Genomic DNA, 20187 nt, shown 5'->3' on the forward strand with positions numbered 1-20187 from the left:
GAGCACGGGTACGGAACGACCGGACGGAGACGACGTGACGGGGAAGCCGCGGCACATCGGGGTGGCGGAGCGGCGGACGAGGCTCGGGCTGCGGCAGCGGCTGGCGGGCGCCGCGCGGGGGACGGCCCCCGAGGAGGTGGCGGACTCACTGGTCGCGCTGCACGGCAGCGACCCGGCGACGGTGTACCTGGCGGTGGGCGCGCGTCTGGCGGACGCCCGCGAGACGGTGCCGCAGGTGGAGCGGGCGCTGTACGAGGACCGTTCCCTCGTACGGATGCACGGCATGCGGAACACCGTGTTCGTGTTCCCCACCGCCCTGGCGGCCGTCGTACACGCCTCGACGGGGCTCGACCTGGCCGCGAAGGCCCGTGCCGCACTGGTCAAGGACATGGTCGCCGGGAGCGGGGGACGGCTGACCGGACAGTGGCTCGACGAGGTCGAGGCGTCCGCGCTCGCCGCGCTGGCCCGGCGCGGGCAGGCCACCGTGAACCAACTCACCGCGGACGAGCCCCGGCTGAAGGAGCAGTTCACCCACTCGCCCGGGAAGAGCTACGAGGGGGTGCACACCGTGTCGTCCCGCCTGATGCGGGTGCTGGGGTTCGAGGGCCGGGTGGTGCGGGGGCGTCCGCTCGGCTCCTGGACGTCGAGCCAGTTCCGCTGGGAGGTCGCGCCGCCGCATCCCCCGCTCCCGCCCGCCGAGGCCCGCTCCGAGCTGCTGGACCGCTGGCTGCGGGCGTGCGGGCCCGCCACCGAGGCCGACCTGAAGTGGTGGACGGGGTGGAAGGTCACCGACGTACGGCGGGCGCTGACGGCGGGCGGGGCGGTGACCGTCTCGCTCGACGACGGGGCCACGGGGTACGTGGCGGCGGGCGACGACGGCCCGGTCGACGAGCCGGACGCGCCCTGGGCCGCCCTGCTGCCCGCCCTCGATCCGGCGCCCATGAGCCGGGCGGAGCGGGACTGGTTCCTCGAACCCTCCCTGCGCCCCGCCCTCTTCGACCGCAGCGGCAACGTCGGGCCGACGGTGTGGTGGGACGGGCGGGTGGTCGGGGGATGGGCGCAGCGGCCCGACGGCGAGATCGTCTGGCGGCTGCCGGCCGGCCAGGACGTCGGCCGCGAGGCCCTGGAGGCGATCGCGGCGGAGGCCGGGCGCCTCCAGGAGTGGGTGGGCGGCACCCGGATCACCCCCCGCTTCCGGACGCCCCTGGAACGGGAGCTGTCGGCGGCGTGAGGACCGGGTCCGCGGGCCGGCGCCGGCACCCCGTGGGTGCCGGCGCCGGGAACCGGTGCCGGGTGCCCCCGCCACGGGCGGGGGCACCCGGCACCGGTGAGCGGCGCACGCACTCTCAGCGCGCGTACCTCATCAGGGCACGGACCATGTGGCAGGTCGTGCCCGACGGCGGGTGCACGCCGATGAGCTGCGCGGTGCTGCGGATCTTCTCGTCGCGGGCCTGGTCCGGCCCGTAGACGCCGGAGTCGAGCAGGGCGATGGCGAGTCGCATCGCCTTGAGCCGGCGGTTGTGGGTGACGTACCAGTCGCGGGGGCGGCCCGGCGGCAGCGGGCACTTCTCCACGGGCTCGTACGGCAGGTCCAGCGGAACCGTCCTCTTGGATGTGGACTGAGTGGGCAGCGGCTTCAGTGCGGCAGCGGGCACAGGCATCCTCCTGTCGCGGTCAGGGCGCCTTCCGGACCCCCCGGCGACACCCTCGAACACTGCTTCTATTCTACCGCCGGGCACTGACAAAAGCCGCTGGCCACAAGGGCTTCGGGGGTGCTGTGACAGCAGTGCCCGAAGGCGTCTGCCGTAACGTGGGCGGCATGGAGATCTGGATCAATCCGGCCTGTTCGAAGTGCCGCAGCGCGATCAGCCTGCTCGACGCCGAGGGTGCCGAGTACACCGTCCGCCGCTATCTGGAGGACGTGCCCTCCGAGGACGAGATCCGCGGTGTCCTCGACCGCCTCGGCCTCGAACCGTGGGACATCACGCGGACCGGGGAGCCGGACGCGAAGGAGCTGGGGCTGGGGGAATGGGCTCGGGACGCCGGTTCACGGGACCGGTGGATCAAGGCGCTGTCCGAGCACCCCAAGCTCATCCAGCGGCCGATCATCACCGCGGAGAACGGAACCGCGCTGGTGGGCCGCACGGAGGAGGCGGTACGGGAGGCCATGTCCCGCAAGGACACGCCCTAGCCGGACCGCCCGCCCAACTCCCGTGTGATCCATGTTACTTAAGTGAATGCCGTAACCGTTGAGCAACTGCGTTCGGCATCTCGTACATAGCGACGTAACGCTCCCCCACTCTCTGGAGGCGTGCATGTCGCGTAGGAGAACTCTCAGCACCAAGAAGAAGATCGCTCTGCTGGTCAGCGCGGCGACGGTGGCGGGCGGCGGGGCCTTCGCCCTGGCCGCCACCTCGAACGCGGCGTCCGTGCAGAACGCTCAGAGCTCGGTCGCCTGTCAGGGCCTGGCCACCGCGCTCGGCAACAACCAGAAATTCATCGCGGACCAGAAGGCCAACCCCGACGCCCAGTCGGCGGCCAGGATCGCGAACCGCGAAGCGGTCATCGCGCAGATCAAGGTTCAGCAGCAGGCGTCGGGCTGCGTCGTCGGGGAATCGGCTCAGGACTCCCAGACCGGCCAGCAGCCCGCCCAGCCGCCGGCCCAGTCCGCACCGGCCCAGTCCGCGCCCGCCCAGGCCGCCAAGCCTCCGGCGCAGAGCGCCCCCGCGAACAACGGCGGCGGCGCCGCGGCCACCGGCCAGCAGGTCTGCAACGGTTCGACCGTCACGCTCTCCGGCGAGGGCGGCGCTCCGGCCGCGTCCAGCAACCAGTTCCCGGCCGGAACGAAGCTGAAGGTCACCAACCTGGACAACAACAAGTCCACGACCGTCGAGGTCACCTCGGTCTCCGGAAGCTGCGCCCTGCTGAACAACGCGGCCTTCGAACAGGTCCGGGAGCCGGGCAAGTTCCTGATCCGCCGCGCCCTCATCGAGAAGGTCGGATAACGGGCGGAACGGATCGAGAGCCCTGTCGTCGCCGCCCCGTCCGGGGCGGGGGCGGCAGGGCTTCCGCATGGGCCGGCGGTCCCGCGCGGATCGCATACGAGCGGCTCCCGCCCGGTCTTCGGGGACCGGGGCGCGCGACGCGCCGGACGATCACGGCCGTGAACGGTCGCGGGCGGGCGCGGGCGGACGGCCGGGGCAGAACGCGCCGTGTGAGACCGGGCACATACGGCCCAGGTAACACGGGGTTCACATTCGGGCAATGATCGGGAAATCGCTGGTTGACAGTCTTCCGGACATCCCCAGCGGCGCCCCAGTGCCGCAGCGCCGCAGCACCCGCAAGTGCGATCAAGACACACCCCGAAGGATGTGGCCCGTGAGCTTCAAGGCTGAGTACATCTGGATCGACGGCACCGAGCCGACGGCAAAGCTCCGTTCCAAGACGAAGATCCTGGCCGACGACGCCAAGGGCGCGGAGCTGCCGATCTGGGGCTTCGACGGCTCCTCGACGAACCAGGCCAAGGGTCACTCCTCGGACCGCGTACTCAAGCCCGTGGCCAGCTTCCCGGACCCGATCCGCGGTGGCGACGACATCCTCGTCCTGTGCGAGGTCCTCAACATCGACATGACGCCGCACGAGACCAACACCCGTGCCGCGCTGGCCGAGGTCGCCGAGCGGTTCGCCGCCCAGGAGTCGATCTTCGGCATCGAGCAGGAGTACACCTTCTTCAAGGGCGCGCGCCCGCTCGGCTTCCCCGAGGGCGGCTTCCCGGCCGCGCAGGGCGGCTACTACTGCGGCGTCGGCGCGGACGAGATCTTCGGCCGTGAGGTCGTCGAGGCGCACCTGGACAACTGCCTCAAGGCGGGCCTCGGCATCTCCGGCATCAACGCCGAGGTCATGCCCGGCCAGTGGGAGTTCCAGGTCGGCCCGCTGTCGCCGCTGGAGGTCTCGGACCAGCTGTGGGTGGCCCGCTGGCTGCTCTACCGCACCGCCGAGGACTTCGACATCTCCGCGACGCTGGACCCGAAGCCGGTGAAGGGCGACTGGAACGGCGCGGGCGCGCACACCAACTTCTCCACCAAGGCGATGCGCGAGGGCTACGACGCGATCATCACCGCGTGCGAGTCGCTCGGCGAGGGCTCCAAGCCCATGGACCACGTCAAGAACTACGGCGCCGGCATCGACGACCGTCTGACGGGCCTGCACGAGACCGCCCCGTGGAACGAGTACAGCTACGGCGTCTCCGACCGCGGTGCCTCGGTCCGCATCCCGTGGCAGGTCGAGAAGGACGGCAAGGGCTACATCGAGGACCGCCGTCCGAACGCGAACGTCGACCCGTACGTCGTGACGCGTCTCATCGTCGACACCTGCTGCACCGCTCTGGAGAAGGCCGGCCAGGTCTGATCCCGCCCGGCTCTCCCGATGGGGCGTCCACCGTCACGGTGGGCGCCCCGTCGCGTTGTCCGTCCGGCGCGGACGGACGGAGCGGACGGACGGAGCGGACGCCGGACGGAGCGGTCCGCGCGGCGTCGGCTTCACGCCAAGAGGCGTCCGAGCGGTGAGCTTCGCGCCAAGAGGCGTCCGAGCGGTGAGAGGAGGCTCCTGTTGCAACGCCGTGTCTGCTTCAATGGGTTCATGGCCGACTTCCAGAGGTGCGCAGCGACGGGTCGTCATGACCTCGAGCCCTTCTGGCCCTCCCGTCAGCACCACGACTTCGACCGGGTGTGTTGTCGCGCGACGAACGCGCCGGCCCTCTAAAGCCGTACACCCCGGCCTTCGGCCAGCGCGCACGACGTACGTCCCCGGCGGCCCCGACCACGAACTCGCGGCCGCCGGACCTCCCGACGAACTTCTCGCGCGAAAGAGCTGACCTCTCATGGCGACCACTCGTTCCTTCTCCAACGTCGCGACGGCCCCCGCCCCTTCGACCGCTCCGGCACGGCACCGACTGCGTGCCGTCGACCGGGACGAGGTCGTAGACGTGGCGAACTTCCTTCCGCCGGGCGCCACCTGGCTGCCCGCTCCGCAGAACGCGCTGCCCGTCCTGCCGGGGCAGCCGCCGATGATCGGCTACCTGGTCCTCGTGCCGGCGGACCAGCAGCCCCTGCTGCCCGCCGCCGTGACGGGCCCGGCCGAGCCCCCGGCCGCCGTCCGGGCCCCCGCCGGTGACACCGGTGCCGGGGACGACGCCGACCCGCTGGTGCGCGTCGACACCGTACGGCGCACCGCCGAGATCGAGGGGCGGGTACTGGACCTGACCTACCTGGAGTTCGAGCTGCTGGCGCATCTCGTCCGCCACCCGCACCGGGTGCACACCCGCGACCACCTGGTCTCCACGGTGTGGGGCTACGGGCACGTCGGCGACGGACGGACCGTCGACGTCCATGTCGCGCGGCTGCGCCGCAAGCTCGGCACCGAGCACCGGCAGGCCATCCAGACGGTGCGCCGGGTGGGCTACAAGTACACCCCGCCGACCGGCCGTTGACCCCCACGGCCGTGGAGCGGGCCGGTGCCCGGCCGGGCACCGGCCCACCCCGCGTTTCTTCTGTCGGCAGATTCGCGTGCCAACGGGCGGGCCGTGCGGGCAGAGTCGTCCGTATGACACGGAGACTTCTGATGCTGGGCGGTACGGAGTTCGTGGGGCGCGCGGTCGCGGAGGCGGCGCTCGCCCGGGGGTGGGACGTCACCGTGTTCCACCGCGGACGTCACGAACCCCCGGCCGGGGCTTGGCCGTTGCTGGGCGACCGCACCTCGCCGGACGGGCTCGCGGCGCTCGCGGCGGCCACGGACACGTGGGACGCCGTCGTCGACACCTGGTCGGCGGCGCCGCGGACCGTGCGGGACGCGGCCCGTCTGCTGGCCGGACGGGCCGCCCGGTACGTGTACGTGTCGAGCGGCTCGGTGTACGCGTGGCCCCGCGCCGCCGGGTACGCCGAGGACGCGCCGCTCGTGGAGGGCGCGTCGGCCGGCGCGGACGCGACCGACTACGCCCGGGACAAGCGGGGCGGGGAACTGGCCGCCGTCGAGGCCTTCGGCGACGGGCGTTCGCTGCTCGTGCGGTGCGGGCTGATCCTCGGGCCGTACGAGAACATCGGGCGGCTGCCGTGGTGGCTGAACCGGATCGCGGCCGGGGGTCCGGTGCTCGCTCCCGGACCGCGCGAACTGCCGCTCCAGTACGTCGACGTCCGGGATCTGGCGCAGTGGACGCTCGGCGCCGTGGAGGCGGAACTCGACGGGGCGTACAACCTGGTGAGCCCTCCGGGGCACGCCACGATGGGGGCGCTGCTCGACGCGTGCGTCCGGGCCACCGGGTCACGGGCCGAGCTCCGCTGGACGGACCCCGAGGCCGTGCTCGGCGCCGGGATCGAACCGTGGACCCAGCTTCCCGTATGGGTGCCGCCGGGGAGCGAGCTGCACACCTCGGTGTACTCGGGCGATGTCTCGCGGGCCCTGTCGGCGGGACTGCGGTGCCGGCCCGTCGAGGAGACCGTCGAGGACACCTGGAACTGGCTCAGGTCACTCGGCGGTGCCGCGCCCCGGCGCGCCGACCGGCCGGAGGTGGGGCTGGATCCCGCGGTGGAGGCGAAGGTCCTCGGAATCTGAATACCGGCGATTCCGGCCCGGCCGTCCCGCTCCCGCCCCGCGGTCGGGAACGGCCGGCGCCGGAGTCGAACTCGACTGCCCGACGGGCCAGTTGAAACCGCCCCCGAGGACCGTCGGAACCCCCCCTCCGGACCCGAAGACCACTGAACATGAGTCAAAAAAACCGCTCTCAAACCTGAATTTCGAGATCAACTCTCGTGAATTCGCGGGCTTCTGAGACCATTGTGACCGAATTGGCCTCACGCATTTCTAAGATTCTTTCGAGACCCGTGAACACCTCGCGCCCCTCCTGCGTATGGAACGGAGCCGCTTCACTCCTGTCGGGCGCCTCGCTGCCCCGCAAGGAAGTCAGAGGAGTTCCATGGGACGCAACATTCGAAAACGACGTTCGCCGCTGGCCGTTCGCGCCGTTGCGGCGTCGGCAGCGCTCGCGATCGGCGGGGGTGGGCTGGTCTGGGCGAATTTCTACGCCTCGGCAGACGAGAGCAACTCGGGCCGGAACACCACCAGGGCCGCGGGGGCGCAGGTCGCCACCATCAAGTGCCCGGACGTGGGCCAGAAGCTGTCCAACGTCCCGAACCAGGCGCGTGGCGAGGTCGACGGGGAGCTGGCGACGCTCGACCAGCAGATCACCGCCGCCTACCAGCGCCTCGCGACCACGCGTGACGCGCAGACGAGGGACGCGAGCTTCGTCCAGAACTCCATCCTCACGCCGCTGAAGCAGAACCGGTCGGTGATCATCGACCGGATCAAGCTGGAGATCAACCGCGCGGGCGGCAAGGCTCCGGGCTGGCTCGACGGGCTCTCCACCTGCACGGGACAGCCGGCCGGCGGCCAGAACGGCGGCCAGAACAACGGCGGCGCCACGGCGGCCCCGTCCGCGAGCGCGAGCGCCCCTGCGAACGGCGGCGGCGCCGGCGCGGGTGCCTCCGCGAGCGCGAGCGCCCCGGCGAACGGCGGCGGCGCGCAGGCGGGCAACGGCGGACAGGCCGGCAACGGCCCGGTCGCGGCCGACTTCGTCGACATCACGAAGGTCCAGCCGAACGTTCCCGCCAAGGCCCGTACCCAGGCCGGCGGTTCGGCCGGTACGTTCAGCAGCTCCTGCGGTGTCAACGCGAACAAGAAGTTCAACACGGACAACGTGATCGTGGCGCCCGGTGTCACCAACGGTGCGCACCACCTCCACGACTACGTCGGCAACCAGTCGAACGACGCCTTCGCCACCAACGACACCTTCGCCGCCGCCCAGACCTCCTGCTCGAACCAGGGCGACAAGTCGTCGTACTACTGGCCGGTCGTGCGTATCCAGAACGGTACGCAGGACTTCGACCAGAACAACGACGGCGGTGGCAAGGAACTCAACGTCGGCAAGATCCAGCAGGTGCGGCAGGCGCAGATCAAGTTCGTCGGCAACGCGAAGAGCAAGGTCGTCGCGATGCCGAAGTTCCTGCGCATCATCACCGGTGACGCGAAGACCACGACCAACGGTCTGGCGAACGCCAACGCGCACTGGAGCTGCACCGGCTTCGAGAACAAGGTGCAGCTGACGGCGCAGTACCCGATCTGCCCGCGGGGCAGCAACGTGGTCCGCACCTTCGCCTTCCAGAGCTGCTGGGACGGGGTGAACGCCGACAGCGCGAACCACCGTACGCACGTGGCCTTCGCCGACGCCCAGGGCAACTGCGCCAACGGCTTCAAGGCCATCCCGCAGCTCACGATGCGCCTGGTCTACAACTTCCAGGCTCCGACCCTCACCAACGGGCAGATCAAGAACGCCTACGCGGTGGACGGCTTCCCCGAGCAGCTGCACAAGCCCTCGACCGACCACGACGACTTCATCAACGTCTTCGACGACAAGCTGATGACGAAGATGGTCAACTGCATCAACAACGGTCAGCGCTGCAGGTGACCCACAGCGGTCGGTGTCGCGAGTGACCCACTGAGAAGGCCGGTGGCGGGATCCCCCGTCACCGGCCTTCTCGCTGTCCCGGGTCCCGCCCGGTCAGCCGCTGTGATGACCGGAGTGCCCGGTCCCGGTCCCCGCGTCACCGCCGCCTCCCGAGTGGTGCGAGGCCCCCTGCTCAAGGGTCCCGCCGAGCCGGCCGCGCAGCGTCGTGACCATCTTCTGGTCCCCGACGGCGATCCACTTGGCGCCCACGAGGTACGAGCCGCCGTAGTCCTTGGCCCCGTCGAGCCACTCGCGCTGGCCGCGGTCGGTGGCGAAGGTCGCCAGGATGAACTTGCCGGTGCTGATCTTGCAGACGCCCTGACGGATCTCGTCCGCGTCGGTCTGGATGCTCGGCTTGCACTTCACCTCGGCGGCCAGCTCCTCCAGACTGCCGGTCGCCGTGGGCGGGACGGATTTCTTCGCCGCCGCGCCCCCGTCGTCCGATCCGCCGCCGCAGCCCGTCAGCGCCAGCAGAGCGGCCACGGCCGCCCCGGCCAGAAGCTTCCCGCGTGTCAACCTCATACGTTCCTCCGGTACCTGTCGGCTTTCACGCCGAGAAGAGCCCCGGCAGGGGCTCTGCCTTCGATACGGCTCCGGGCCGCCCACTGCTCAATCCGCCCCCGCCGCGGGCGGGGAACCCGGTGCCGCGGGGGACACGGCTGTGCGAGGCCGGCACCCGTGGACGAAGACTGGGAAGAGCGTACGGCGGCGGCCTGGGACCGCTTCGACGCCAGGATCTCCCTGCCGGACGGGCGGGCCGTCAGGCCCGCGGACCGACTTCGCCGCGGGGCCGGTGACCATCCGCCGATTCGCTCGTTCTGCTGAACGTGCAGTCACAGGATGTCGCCCCGCGCCCCGCACCCTCCTCCGGAGCTGTCGTCGACGTCGAGCAGGCCGAGGCCGCGCTCGTCGAGCACTATCCGCGGCTGGTCCGGCTCGCCTACCTGATGCTCCCGCCGGACCTCGGCCGCAACCGGCGCGTGCTGACCGCGCACGCCCTCACCCAGCGCGCGCTGCCGCGGGGCAGGGCGGGGGGCGACGCCTCGGTGATCCCCTCCCAGCAGAGCGGCGGCGGCCGTGACGGCGACCCGGGCTACACCTTCGTACGCCTCCAGGTGGTGCGCGCGGCACTGGGGGCGGGGCTGCCGCCGAAGCGGCGGGCGTGGCCCGGGCGGTACCGGCTTCCGCCCCTCCTCCCCCAGGTGTGGGGCCTGCGGCTCTTCCCGCGCTCGGGCGGAGCCGACGAACTCGCCCTGGAACAAAGGCTGTCCGCCCTCCCGGCACCCGCCCGCGCCGCGTACGTGCTGCGCGGTCTGGAGAAGCTGTCCGACCCTCGGCTGCGCCAGGAGCTGGCGGCCGCGGGCGTCGCCGACCCGGCCGCGGCGATCGAGGAGGCTTCCGGCGTCGAGGCGCGGGACGCGCTGCTCGGCTCCCCCGAGTTCGACCCCTGCTCGCTGCAGGCCCGGCCCACCGACCTGATCCGGCGCAGACAGCGCACGAAGGCCGCGCTCGTCGCCACGGCCGCCGTGGCCGTGTGCGGCGCGCTGCTCGCCCTGCCGGGCGACGGCTGGGGCCCGGACGGCGCCGCGGCCCCCTCCTACGCGCGGAACCCGGCCGCCGAGGCCGCGCTCGACCCGGCCAGGCTGCAACGGGTGGCGCCCGCGGCCTGGGAGTCCTCCGCGCGCACCGACTTCTCCGTCTGGCCCGCGCGCGGCGCCCTCGTCCACGACTCCGCCCTGCTGCGCCGCGCGCTCGCCGTCTGGGCCCGGCCCGGCGGGTCCGTCCAGGTCTCGGCCACGCCCGGCACGCCCTCCGGCGCTCCGCCCGGCCCGCCCCAGCTGCTGTACGCGGGCGACGTCGACCAGGCCCGTGTGGTGCTCCTCCACGACGGTCTGCGCATCGCGCGCTACGCCGAGCCGAGGAACGGCACGGGCGGCGCGGCCCTCGACTTCGCGCGGGCCGACGGGGCGGGCCGGGCCGGCGCGAGCGCCGTGCTGCTGGGCCGGACCGACGGCAACGTCCGCTATCTGACCGCGCCCTGGGTGACCGGAGCCGCCGAGCGTGACCTGCTGAAGCCCTCCGCGGGGGCGATGGACCTCACCCTGTCCGCGGACGGCTCCACCTCACCGCTGGCCGGGCCGCCCGGGACCGGCGCGTGCACGTCGTGGAACGTGCTCCAGGTCGAGGACGCCTCGGGCACCCGGCTGCTGACCGACCTCGGCGAGCTGATCCCGGCCCACCTCACCGCGGGCCGGCCGACCGCGCCCCAGGAGGCCGCGGGAGCGCGGGGCCTGCGGGAGTGGGCGCCCTTCGCGTGCTCGCTGGCCTCCGCGCGCTCACAGGGCGTGCGGACGGTGAACGCCTGGGAGTACGCGCGCCAGCCGCTGCCCGACGGAAGCGGATCGGCCGCCTGGGTGTGTACGCGTGCCGACACCTGGCGCGGCGGCGGCACCCGGGTGGCGGCCCAGTTCCACACCCCGGGCGGGAGGTACGGGGCGGTCGTCGCGCAGGCCGGGAACTCCCCGGCCTGCGGCTCCCGTGATCCGCAGGTGCTGGCCGGCGTGCTGTGGAAGTCGGGGGCGGGGACGTGGTACCTCCTCGCGGCCGGCAGCAGGGGCACGGCCTCGGTGGAGGCGACGGGCGGGGTGCGCGGCTCCGCGGCGGGCCCCCTGCTCACCGTGCGGGCGAGGCAGGGAGCGCGCGCCGAGCTGAAGGGGAGGCTGACGGACGGCCGGAGCGTCACTGGGCTGCGCTGAACGCGGCCGCACGCCTCCGGCAGGCCGCCGCGCCCCGGCCGCCCGCCCCGTCCGCCCGCCCCGACCCCGGTCCCCGGCCGGGGCCGGCACGGCCCGGCACGAGGTGGGCGAATCGTGTCGGAGATGTGAACGTCCGTCGCACGGACCGGCCCTGACCGGGCCGGATCCGGTCGGTAAGGTGTCCGCATGACAACCGGGGTACGCCGCAGGATGGGTGTCGAGGAGCGACGGCAGCAGTTGATCGGCGTCGCCCTCGAACTGTTCAGCCGACGCTCGCCCGACGAGGTCTCCATCGACGAGATAGCCTCGGCCGCGGGCATCTCGCGACCGCTGGTGTACCACTACTTCCCGGGCAAGATCAGCCTGTACGAAGCGGCGTTGCAGCGCGCCTCCGACGACCTCGCGGGCCGCTTCGTGGAGCCCCGCGAGGGCCCGCTGGGAGCTCGGCTGCTGCGGGTGATGCGCCGCTTCTTCGACTTCGTGGACGACCACGGGCCCGGTTTCGCCGCGCTGATGCGGGGCGGCCCGGCCGTCGGCTCGTCGACCACCAACGCGCTCGTGGACGGCGTACGTCAGGCGGCCTACGTGCAGATCCTGTCGCACCTGGACGTCGAGGACCCGCCCGCCCGGCTGGAGCTGGTGATCCGCTCCTGGATCTCGCTCGTCGAGTCGACCGCGCTGATCTGGCTGGACGGACGGCGGATCCCGCGCGGCGAGCTGGAGGTGCAGCTCGTGCACGACTTCGCGGCCCTGGCCGCGGTGAGCGCCGCCCACGACCCTGAGCTCGCGGCGCTGCTGCGCGAGGCGCTCCGGGACGAGCCGGGCGACGGACCGTTCACCGGCCTCGCCGTCCGGCTGCTCGCGCTCGCCGGGCCGCCCCGGGGCTGAGGCGCCGGGGCTCGGGGACTACTCCTCGAACTTGCGGTAGGACGGGTCGAGGTCGCGCACCTCGGCGGAGACGTGCAGCGTGACCCCGTCGACGGGCTCGATGTGCTTCCTCAGCAGCTCCAGCGTGGCCTCGGACAGCTTCGCCTTGGTCTCGTCGCTGCGGCCGGCCAGCAGCGCGAGCGTGACGTTCACGACGGCCGGGCCGGTACCGCCCCCCACCACGTCGCCCACGACCTCGTCCGCGGTCCGCAGCGTGCGCGTCTTGCACGCCTCCAGCCGCGCGGCGGCCGTCTCGACGACCACGGGGTGCAGCGCGAGCGCGAACGCGCGCCAGTCGACGTGGTCGAGCGCCGGGGAGAACTCGACGGTGATCTGCGGCATGGGGGCTCCTGTTCCGGGGGTCTCCCGGTCACCCTAGTACCGGCGCAGGAACGACGGCGGGGGCGGAACCGGTCCCGGATGTGCTCCGGGTGTCCGGCTCCGCCCCCACCGGGTCAGGCCGCGTCAGAGGGCCGGGCCGCCGTCACGGGGTCCGGGTGAACACCGCCACCGTGCGGGCCGGAACGGTGAAGGAGCCCGTTCCCCTGGCGTAGGACGAGGACTTGACGACCGCGTCCGCGCCCGCCGCCTGCGCCGGGTGCAGCGCGTACGCCGTCCCGGCCAGCGAGCCGACGGTCTGCTTCTGCTTCTCCGGGGTCGCGTTGAAGACGATCACCAGGTCGCCGAGGCGCGCGGTGATCACCCCCGGGGTCTCGTCCTTGCCCGACAGCGGGAAGGAGAGCTGCGACTGCACCTGGGCGGCCGTGGAGAGCGAGAAGACCTTCTCGCCCGTACGGATCCGCTGCAGGTCCCGGAAGGCGGCCGAGGCGCCGTCGATCTGCCCGCAGCCCACCTCGACGGAGGTCAGCAGCGGCTTGGCGTACGGCCACTTCGAGGTGTTGTCGGCGGCCGCCGGCAGCCCGCGCCCGAATCCGTTGCCGTCCCGGCAGTCCCAGTGGATCGCGTTGAACCAGTCGCCGCTGTCGAAGGAGTTGCGGTCGAGCGACTTGGAGCGCAGCAGGTCGGAGCCGGCCTGGGAGAGGGACGGACCCTGTGAGAGGGTGGCCGTCGCCATCGCCAGGACCTGCATCCGGGCCCGGTCGGCGGCGCTGGTGGCCGCGGGCAGCTTGTACGTCAGCGCGTCGAACAGCGACTCGTTGTCGTGCGCGTCGGCGTAGGCGAGCGCGTCGCCGGGAGCCGCCGCGTAGCCCGCGGGCTGGCCGTTGTAGTCGACCTCGGAGCCCTTGACCTCCTTGCCGGCGGTGTCGGTGAAGCGGTACGCCGCCAGGTTGCCGGCCAGGCCGACCTTGATGAGGTCCTGGTAGTGCAGCAGGCGGGCCTTCTGCTCGGCCGGGGTGCCGTTGGCGGTGGAGGAGTTGGGGTCGGTGTACAGGCCCGAGGCGAAGCCCTGGATCCCGGGGTCGGAGTCGAAGGGGCCGCCGCCGCGGACGGCGTCACGGGCACGGTCGGAGAAGGTCGCGATGCCCGTCCCCGCCATGTTCTTCTGGGTGGCCTGGACGAACCGGGCGTCGTCGGCGACCTCGCCGAAGTTCCAGCCCTCGCCGTACAGGACGATCTTCTTGCCGTCGACGCCGTCCTCGGCGACGGTGAGCGCGTCGAGGGCCTTCCTGACCGCGAGGATGTTGGCCTTGGGGTGGTGTCCCATGAGGTCGAAGCGGAAGCCGTCGACCTTGTACTCCTTGGCCCAGGTGACGATCGAGTCGACGACCAGCTTGCCCATCATGGCGTTCTCGGTCGCCGTGTTGGAGCAGCAGGTGGAGTTGGCGACGCTGCCGTCGGCGAGGAGCCGCTGGTAGTAGCCGGGGACGGTCTTGTCGAGGACGCTGGTGTCGGCCTGGCCGCTCGCGGCGGTGTGGTTGTAGACCACGTCCATGACGACCCTGAGGCCGTCCTCGTTGAGCGCCTTGACCATCTGGCGGAACTGCACGGTACGGGCCGTGCCGTCCGGGTCGGTGGCGTAGGAGCCTTCCGGGACCGTGTAGTGGTACGGGTCGTAGCCCCAGTTGTAGGCGTCCTTCGCGGCGGTCTTCGCCACGCACTCCTGCTGCTTGTCGGAGTCGGCGGCGTAGGAGGCCAGGTCGCAGTCGGGGCTCTTCTGGTCGGCCTTCTTCTCCGCGATGGTGGCGATGTCGAAGGCGGGCAGCAGGTGCACGTACGAGGTGCCGGACTTGGCCAGCGCCTTCAGGTGCTTGGAGCCGTCGCTGCCCTTGTCGGTGAAGGCCAGGTAGGTGCCCTTGTCCTTCGCCGGGACCGTCTTGTCGGCCACGGAGAAGTCCCGGACATGCAGCTCCTGGATCTGCGCGTCCTTCAGCGGCACGGCCTTGGGCTTCTTGAGCCCGGACCAGCCGGACGGGGCCAGGGACCTGGCACCGAGGTCGACGACCAGGCTGCGCTCGGAGTCGGTGGTCAGGGCCACCGAGTACGGGTCGGTCACCTTGTTGGTGACGACCTTCCGGACGCTCGGCGCCCACACCTTCACGACGTAGCGGTAGGGCTTGCCCGTCCAGGACTTCTTTCCGGTCACGGACCAGACGCCGGTGGCGGGGTCGCGCTTCATGGCGACGGTGGAGCCGTCGAGGTCGAGGCTCACCGACTGCGCGGTCGGGGCCCACACCGAGAGGGTGGGGACACCGTCGCGGAAGACCGGTCCGAGGTGCGCCTTCGTCGCGTCGTACAGGTCGTCGAGGACGCCGGCGATCTGCACGCCGGTCGCCGCGAGCACGGCGCCGTTCGCGGCCCGCTGCGAGGCGACGAGCTGGCCGCCGAGCGCGGAGCGCACCCGGTCGCGGTCGCGCGGGTCGACGGACCAGGCGGTGTACGCCTTCAGGTGGGGGTACTTCGCCTTCTGGGCGTCGGTGAGGGTGCTCTTCTCCAGCCGCAGCCAGCGCTCGTCGTCGCTGGTCAGCCCGCCGTCCTTGACGGTGATCGAGCCGTCGCGGGAGGAGAGGAGCTGGGTGGAGACGGCGGCCTCGGAGCCGTTCCAGGCGACCGTGTACCGGTCGATCCAGACCGCCTTGGAGGTGGTCAGGTCGAGCGCGGCCGCGCTGCCCTTGGGCTGCGGCAGCAGGTACTTCTCCTGGCCGCCGAGCAGCCACACCTCGTGGCCGTTGGCCGTGAGGTCCAGGGACTGGTCGGTGGGCAGGTCCTTGTCGTCGCCCTTGTGGATGATGTAGCTGAGGCTGTCGGCGCCCTCGGCGAGCGGCACCTCGAAGACGGCTCCGTAGGCGTCGGTGCGCGTCGGCTCCAGGGGCTTCGTCCAGTCCGTGGGCGTCGCGGCCCCGGTCCAGGTGTGCAGGCCCCAGCCGGTGTAGTCGCCGTCGGCGCGGTGGTAGTGGACGACGGCCTTGGTCTTGTCCTGGGCGGGCAGGTCGGGCTGCTCGGTCAGGACGGTGTCCTTGCCCTGCTCGACCCAGACCTCGCCGGTCTTGGTGACGTCGATCGTGCGGTCGCTCGCGACGTCCTTGTTGCCGTCCTTGTCGATGACGAGGAAGCCGACGCTGGAGGCTCCGGGCTTCAGCTTCACGTAGGCGAAGGCGCCGTAGGCGTCCCGGCCGATGAAGTCGTGACCGGCCGGCCAGGGGGTGGACTCGCCGTCGGCGATGTCGCCCCAGGCGTACAGGCGCCAGTCGGTGTAGTCGCCGTCGGCGCGCTTGTAGTGGACGACCGCGTAGTCGCGCGAGGAGGCCGTCGGGGCCTCCGGGGCGGGCACGGCGCCGGTGGTGGACTGGGCCGTCGCGCTCGCGGTGCGTCCGGCCGAGTCGACGACGACGGCCTTGTAGCGCAGGGCGGTTCCGGCCGGTACGTCCTCGCCGATGACCTGGGTGACCTTGTACGGGGCGTGGTCGGCGGAGCCGAGGACGCGCCACGTGCCGTTGCCGGTCTGGGCGGCGAAGACGACCCGGTCGAGCTGTCCGCCCGTGACGTCCGCCGAGAGTTCGACGGTGCCGGTGGCGCCCGCGGCGGGGGCCTTCAGGGTCAGCGTGGGCTTGGTCGCGGGGGCGGCGAGGCGGCCCGCGGCCTTGAGGACGATCGCCGAACCGGCCGGGACGGTGACGGTGACCTTCTTGTCGCCGTCGCTCTTCACCGAGGCCGAGGTTCCGTACACGGCCCGGAAGGTCGTGTCCGCCGAACCGGTCGCGAAGGTGGCCGGCTTCGCCTCGTCCGCGTTGTTCACGGCGACCACGTACTCGGTGCCGGTCTTCGCGTCCGTGCGGGAGAAGGCGTACACGCCCGCGCCGTCGGCGGCGTAGCGCTCCGTCTGGACGCCGTCGGCGAGGGCCGGGTTGTCCTTGCGGAGCTTGGACAGGGTGCTGATCGTCTTGTAGAGCGGCGCGTTCGTGTCGTAGGCGTCGCTCGCGGCCGTGCGGTCGGTGCCGATCTCGTCGTCGTCGAGATAGTCCGCGATCTTGGAGGCGAACATCGGCTGGCGGGCGTCCTTGTCGCCGCCGGAGCCGGTGAAGCCCTGCTCGTCGCCGTAGTAGACGACGGGGTTGCCGCGGCCGAGGAACATCAGCTCGTTGGCGAGCCTGTCCTTCTTCAGCAGTTCGGCGTCGGTCGCCTTCGGGTTGTCCTGGTTCAGGAAGTACCCGATGCGGCCCATGTCGTGGTTGCCGAGGAAGGTGACCTGCTCGTAGGCGTTGGCCTTGTCGGTCGTGTACTTGTAGTCGTCCGCGAACAGGGAGGCGAGCTTCCGCGCGCTGCCGCCCTGCGAGGCGTAGGAGCGGGCCGCGTCCTGGAAGGGGAAGTCGAGGGTGGCGTCGAGGCGGCCCTCGGTGACGTACGGCGAGGTGATCGAGGTGTCGGCGGAGTAGACCTCGCCGAACATGAAGAAGTTCTTGCGCCCCTGCTTGGCGGCGTACGCGTCGAGGGCGGTCGCCCACTGCGTCCAGAACTCCATGTTCACGTGCTTGACGGTGTCGATCCGGAAGCCGTCGATGCCGAAGTCGCGGACCCAGCGCTCGTAGATCTTCTCCATGCCGCTGACGACCTCGGGACGCTCGGTCCACAGGTCGTCGAGGCCGGAGAAGTCGCCGTAGGTGGTGGACTCGCCGGCGTAGGTGGAGTCACCGCGGTTGGTGTACATGGTCGTGTCGTTGAGCCACGACGGGACCTTGACGTCCTTCTTCGCGGCGGGAACCGTCGGCGTGCGGGGGAAGGAACCGGTGCCCACGGACGGGAAGGCGTGCTTGCCGTCCGCGTAGTCCGCGTCGTCGAAGGGCCTGCCGTCCTTGGTCAGGTACGGGAAGGCGCCCTTGGAGAGGTAGTTGTAGGACTTCTCCTCGTAGTCGACGACGTCGGCGGTGTGGTTGGTGATGACGTCGAAGAAGACCTTCATGCCCTTGGCGTGGGCCTTGGAGATCAGCGTCTCCAGGTCCTTGTTGGTGCCGAAGTGCGGGTCGACCTTGGTGAAGTCGGTGATCCAGTAGCCGTGGTAGGCGGCCGAGGCGTCCTTGCCGGTGCCCTGGACGGGCTGGTTCTTGAAGATCGGCGCCATCCAGATGGCGGTGGTGCCGAGGCCCTTGATGTAGTCGAGCCGCTTCGTCAGGCCCTTGAGGTCGCCGCCCTGGTAGAAGCCCTTGTCGGTGGGGTCGTAACCCGTCGACAGCCGGGAACCGGTCAGTCCGCCCTTGTCGTTGGACGTGTCGCCGTTGGCGAAACGATCCGGCAGGACGAAGTAGAACTGGTCACGGGTGGAGTCGTGCCGTGACGGCTCGGCGGCGAGCTTCGCGTCCGACGGCGGTGCGGGCGGGATCTGGGCCCGCGCCACAAGGGGTTGCGCAAGCGATACGGCCAGCGCGGCAGCGAGGACGGCTGCCCGCAGCCTGGGACGGCTGGTGCGGCCCGCCGTCCCTCTCGGTATCAGGTCCACAGTCGTGAACTCCTAGCGATTACGGCGTACTCGGGTCCGACCCCGCGCAGCGTTTCGGCCACGATGCCTAACGCCCGCGTGACCGTATCGCTCACGCAAGGTTTACAGCAAGAGTCTTGCAACATGCGGAAAGGCTTTTCAGCAGCTGGACTTGCCCGCGTAGATGGCGAGTGCGGTGTTGGCGCCCAGCGTCGCCGTGAACTGGCCCGAACTGTTGACCGTGATGCTCGTGTTGTTCTGGACGTTGCAGTACGTTCCCGCGGCCAGGGAGGTGCTGTACGTCCGGCTCAGCGAGGAGCTCTCGTGGTTGATGGCCACGAAGCCCTTGCTGCCCCGGCCGAAGGCGATCGCGTCGTTACCGTTGTCCCACCAGTTGGAAAGCGCTTGCCCCCGGGTGGCGTTGCGGAAGGCGACCATCGACTTGATCTCCGGCCAGGCGTGCTGACACTTCCAGCCGTCCTGCCAACAGGCGTTGACGGTACCGCCGTTGGGCGGTCCGGCATCGATGTTCGACCACTCGTAGGCGGAGTTGATGTCGGGGGCGCCGTAGGGGTAGGCGAGCATGAAGACGTTGGCGAGGGTGTAGTTCGCCCCGTCCTTGTAGTTGAGCGTCGAGCCGTTGCGCTCCGTGTCGTGGTTGTCCACGAAGACGCCCGCGACCGAGCTGCTCATGTAGCCCCAGCCCTCGCCGTAGTTCTTCAGGTAGGCGAGGTTCTCGTTGTTGAAAACCCGCTTGAGGTCGTAGGCGTACCGGAACTCCTGGACGTCGCCGGTCCCGGTGTACTCGGCGGGCTGGACGGCCTCGCCCGCCCCGTAGATGGCCTCCTGCTTCCAGTAGACGGACGTGTTGCTCAGCCGGGACTTGATGTTGGCGAGGTCGGCGGCCGGCATGTGCTTGGCCGCGTCGACCCGGAAGCCGTCGACGCCGTAGCCGAGCAGGGTGTTCATGTATCCGGCGATGGCCGAGCGGACGTAGTCCTCGCCGGTGTCCAGGTCGGCGAGGCCGACGAGTTCGCAGTTCTGGACGTTGGAGCGGTTGGTGTAGTCGCTGATGCTGGAGGTGCAGTTGTCCATGTCGGCGGACGAGTAGAGCCCCGGGTAGTTGTACTTCGTGTACGAAGAGCCTCCCGTGCCGGTGCCGGAACCGGCCGCCATGTGGTTGATCACCGTGTCCGCCACGACCTTCACACCGGCCGCGTGGCAGGTGTTGACCATGTTCCTGAAGGCGGTGGCGTCGCCGAGCCTTCCGGCGATCTTGTAGCTCACGGGCTGGTACGAGGTCCACCACTGCGAGCCCTGTATGTGCTCGGCGGGCGGGGACACCTGGACGTAGCCGTATCCGGCGGGGCCCAGCGTGTTGGTGCATTCCTTGGCGACCGAGTCGAATTTCCACTCGAACATGACGGCGGTGACGTCCTTGGTACCGGGCGGCGAGGCCGCCGCCGTACCGGGGGGAACGGCCACCGTGACCGCCAGGCCCGCCACGAGGGCGAACGAGGCCGCAAGCTTCTTCCGTGCCATGTGTGTACTCCTGCACTACGTCGTGCGGGTGGGGGGATCGGAACGTACCGCTTGCAATCATGTTTCAGCAAGATGTCGAAAGAACTTCCAACTCCCTTATTGACGCGCCCCCTTGGCCGGTCCCACGCTCCACACGGGTCAGCTCCGCACCTCCGCGGCCGCGCTGACCGATCCGGAGAGGAGCCGCATCCCCGATGTCCTTACGACCGATGTCCTTACGACGCAGAAGGGGCCGCCCTTTGGCTGCCGGTGAACGCCACCCTGACGCTCGACAGTCCGGTCGCGCTGTCCGTCCAGCAGACAGCGGCGGCGGACACCGGTGTCGCAGACAGCACTATGGTCGCCGGCGCGTGAAACTCGGTCACGAAGGTCACGTCACATGCGTTACGAAAGCGTGGTGTCGGTCAGTTCCGATCTTCGGGATCCTATCCATGCCCAGGTGCGTAGCGTGATGGCCGTGCAGCTTCGGTACAGCTTCCGCGTGCGACACGAGGTCGCACCATTCAAGTGGATAGCCCGGTCACAACTGGGCTGTCTCA

At 71.0% G+C, this 20187-nt stretch carries 14 protein-coding genes; 9 read left to right on the top strand and 5 right to left on the bottom strand.

Annotated elements, in window-relative coordinates; translation table 11 throughout:
• Positions 1–34: 34 nt before the first annotated feature.
• Positions 35–1231 (top strand): winged helix DNA-binding domain-containing protein, encoded by a 1197-nt coding sequence (locus tag ACFW6B_RS37990; RefSeq protein WP_386603862.1) that lies wholly within the window; start codon positions 35–37, stop codon positions 1229–1231.
• 115 nt (positions 1232–1346) lie between these two features.
• On the opposite strand, the gene ACFW6B_RS37995 is transcribed toward ACFW6B_RS37990, so the two are convergent.
• Entirely contained in the window at positions 1347–1655 is a 309-nt protein-coding gene (locus ACFW6B_RS37995) for a hypothetical protein (RefSeq protein ID WP_386603865.1), read from the bottom strand.
• Between the two features lie 164 nt (positions 1656–1819).
• On the opposite strand from ACFW6B_RS37995, the gene ACFW6B_RS38000 reads away from it, so the two are divergent.
• From ACFW6B_RS38000 to ACFW6B_RS38025, 6 genes are all read left to right on the top strand, one after another.
• Positions 1820–2191 (top strand): arsenate reductase family protein, encoded by a 372-nt coding sequence (locus ACFW6B_RS38000; protein WP_386603867.1) that lies wholly within the window; start codon positions 1820–1822, stop codon positions 2189–2191.
• A gap of 124 nt (positions 2192–2315) precedes the next feature.
• Complete coding sequence (locus tag ACFW6B_RS38005) at positions 2316–3005, top strand: hypothetical protein (RefSeq protein WP_386603869.1); 690 nt, start codon at positions 2316–2318, stop codon at positions 3003–3005.
• Between the two features lie 373 nt (positions 3006–3378).
• On the top strand, positions 3379–4407 hold the full coding sequence (gene glnII, locus ACFW6B_RS38010; RefSeq protein WP_386603871.1) for a glutamine synthetase: 1029 nt from the start codon (positions 3379–3381) through the stop codon (positions 4405–4407).
• 472 nt (positions 4408–4879) lie between these two features.
• Complete coding sequence (locus ACFW6B_RS38015) at positions 4880–5488, top strand: winged helix-turn-helix domain-containing protein (protein ID WP_386603873.1); 609 nt, start codon at positions 4880–4882, stop codon at positions 5486–5488.
• A 131-nt stretch (positions 5489–5619) separates the two neighbouring features.
• A complete protein-coding gene (locus tag ACFW6B_RS38020) occupies positions 5620–6606 on the top strand; it encodes an NAD-dependent epimerase/dehydratase family protein (protein ID WP_386603894.1) in 987 nt (328 codons plus the stop codon).
• Between the two features lie 361 nt (positions 6607–6967).
• A complete protein-coding gene (locus ACFW6B_RS38025) occupies positions 6968–8515 on the top strand; it encodes a DUF1996 domain-containing protein (protein WP_386603875.1) in 1548 nt (515 codons plus the stop codon).
• A gap of 93 nt (positions 8516–8608) precedes the next feature.
• Here the strand turns inward: ACFW6B_RS38025 and ACFW6B_RS38030 are convergent, their stop codons facing one another.
• Positions 8609–9076, bottom strand: coding sequence for a hypothetical protein (locus ACFW6B_RS38030; protein ID WP_386603877.1), 468 nt, complete (start codon positions 9074–9076; stop codon positions 8609–8611).
• A gap of 305 nt (positions 9077–9381) precedes the next feature.
• Here ACFW6B_RS38030 and ACFW6B_RS38035 point away from each other — a divergent pair, with 305 nt between their 5' ends.
• Together ACFW6B_RS38035 and ACFW6B_RS38040 are read left to right on the top strand one after the other, a co-directional pair.
• Positions 9382–11310 (top strand): hypothetical protein, encoded by a 1929-nt coding sequence (locus tag ACFW6B_RS38035; protein ID WP_386603879.1) that lies wholly within the window; start codon positions 9382–9384, stop codon positions 11308–11310.
• A gap of 186 nt (positions 11311–11496) precedes the next feature.
• Positions 11497–12198, top strand: coding sequence for a TetR/AcrR family transcriptional regulator (locus ACFW6B_RS38040; RefSeq protein WP_386603881.1), 702 nt, complete (start codon positions 11497–11499; stop codon positions 12196–12198).
• An 18-nt stretch (positions 12199–12216) separates the two neighbouring features.
• On the opposite strand, the gene ACFW6B_RS38045 is transcribed toward ACFW6B_RS38040, so the two are convergent.
• From ACFW6B_RS38045 to ACFW6B_RS38055, 3 genes are all read right to left on the bottom strand, one after another.
• Positions 12217–12579, bottom strand: coding sequence for a 5-carboxymethyl-2-hydroxymuconate Delta-isomerase (locus tag ACFW6B_RS38045; RefSeq protein WP_386603883.1), 363 nt, complete (start codon positions 12577–12579; stop codon positions 12217–12219).
• Positions 12580–12721: 142 nt separating this feature from the next.
• Positions 12722–18121: a pullulanase-type alpha-1,6-glucosidase gene (pulA, locus tag ACFW6B_RS38050; protein ID WP_386603896.1), complete on the bottom strand. Its 5400-nt coding sequence runs from the start codon at positions 18119–18121 to the stop codon at positions 12722–12724.
• Positions 18122–18265: 144 nt separating this feature from the next.
• Positions 18266–19648 (bottom strand): alpha-amylase family protein, encoded by a 1383-nt coding sequence (locus tag ACFW6B_RS38055; RefSeq protein WP_386603885.1) that lies wholly within the window; start codon positions 19646–19648, stop codon positions 18266–18268.
• Positions 19649–20187 lie beyond the last annotated feature (539 nt).

Origin of the sequence: Streptomyces sp. NPDC058751 (assembly GCF_042746485.1) — a bacterium.
In the GTDB taxonomy this organism is placed as follows: domain Bacteria; phylum Actinomycetota; class Actinomycetes; order Streptomycetales; family Streptomycetaceae; genus Streptomyces.

Bases quoted from the DNA above. Each gene is read 5' to 3' on its own strand.
- ACFW6B_RS38025 (WP_386603875.1), top strand. From the start codon at position 6,968: ATGGGACGCAACATTCGAAAACGACGTTCGCCGCTGGCCGTTCGCGCC.
- ACFW6B_RS38000 (WP_386603867.1), top strand. From the start codon at position 1,820: ATGGAGATCTGGATCAATCCGGCCTGTTCGAAGTGCCGCAGCGCGATC.
- ACFW6B_RS38045 (WP_386603883.1), bottom strand. From the start codon at position 12,579: ATGCCGCAGATCACCGTCGAGTTCTCCCCGGCGCTCGACCACGTCGAC.
- ACFW6B_RS38005 (WP_386603869.1), top strand. From the start codon at position 2,316: ATGTCGCGTAGGAGAACTCTCAGCACCAAGAAGAAGATCGCTCTGCTG.
- ACFW6B_RS38055 (WP_386603885.1), bottom strand. From the start codon at position 19,648: ATGGCACGGAAGAAGCTTGCGGCCTCGTTCGCCCTCGTGGCGGGCCTG.
- ACFW6B_RS38040 (WP_386603881.1), top strand. From the start codon at position 11,497: ATGACAACCGGGGTACGCCGCAGGATGGGTGTCGAGGAGCGACGGCAG.
- ACFW6B_RS38015 (WP_386603873.1), top strand. From the start codon at position 4,880: ATGGCGACCACTCGTTCCTTCTCCAACGTCGCGACGGCCCCCGCCCCT.
- ACFW6B_RS38030 (WP_386603877.1), bottom strand. From the start codon at position 9,076: ATGAGGTTGACACGCGGGAAGCTTCTGGCCGGGGCGGCCGTGGCCGCT.
- ACFW6B_RS38020 (WP_386603894.1), top strand. From the start codon at position 5,620: ATGCTGGGCGGTACGGAGTTCGTGGGGCGCGCGGTCGCGGAGGCGGCG.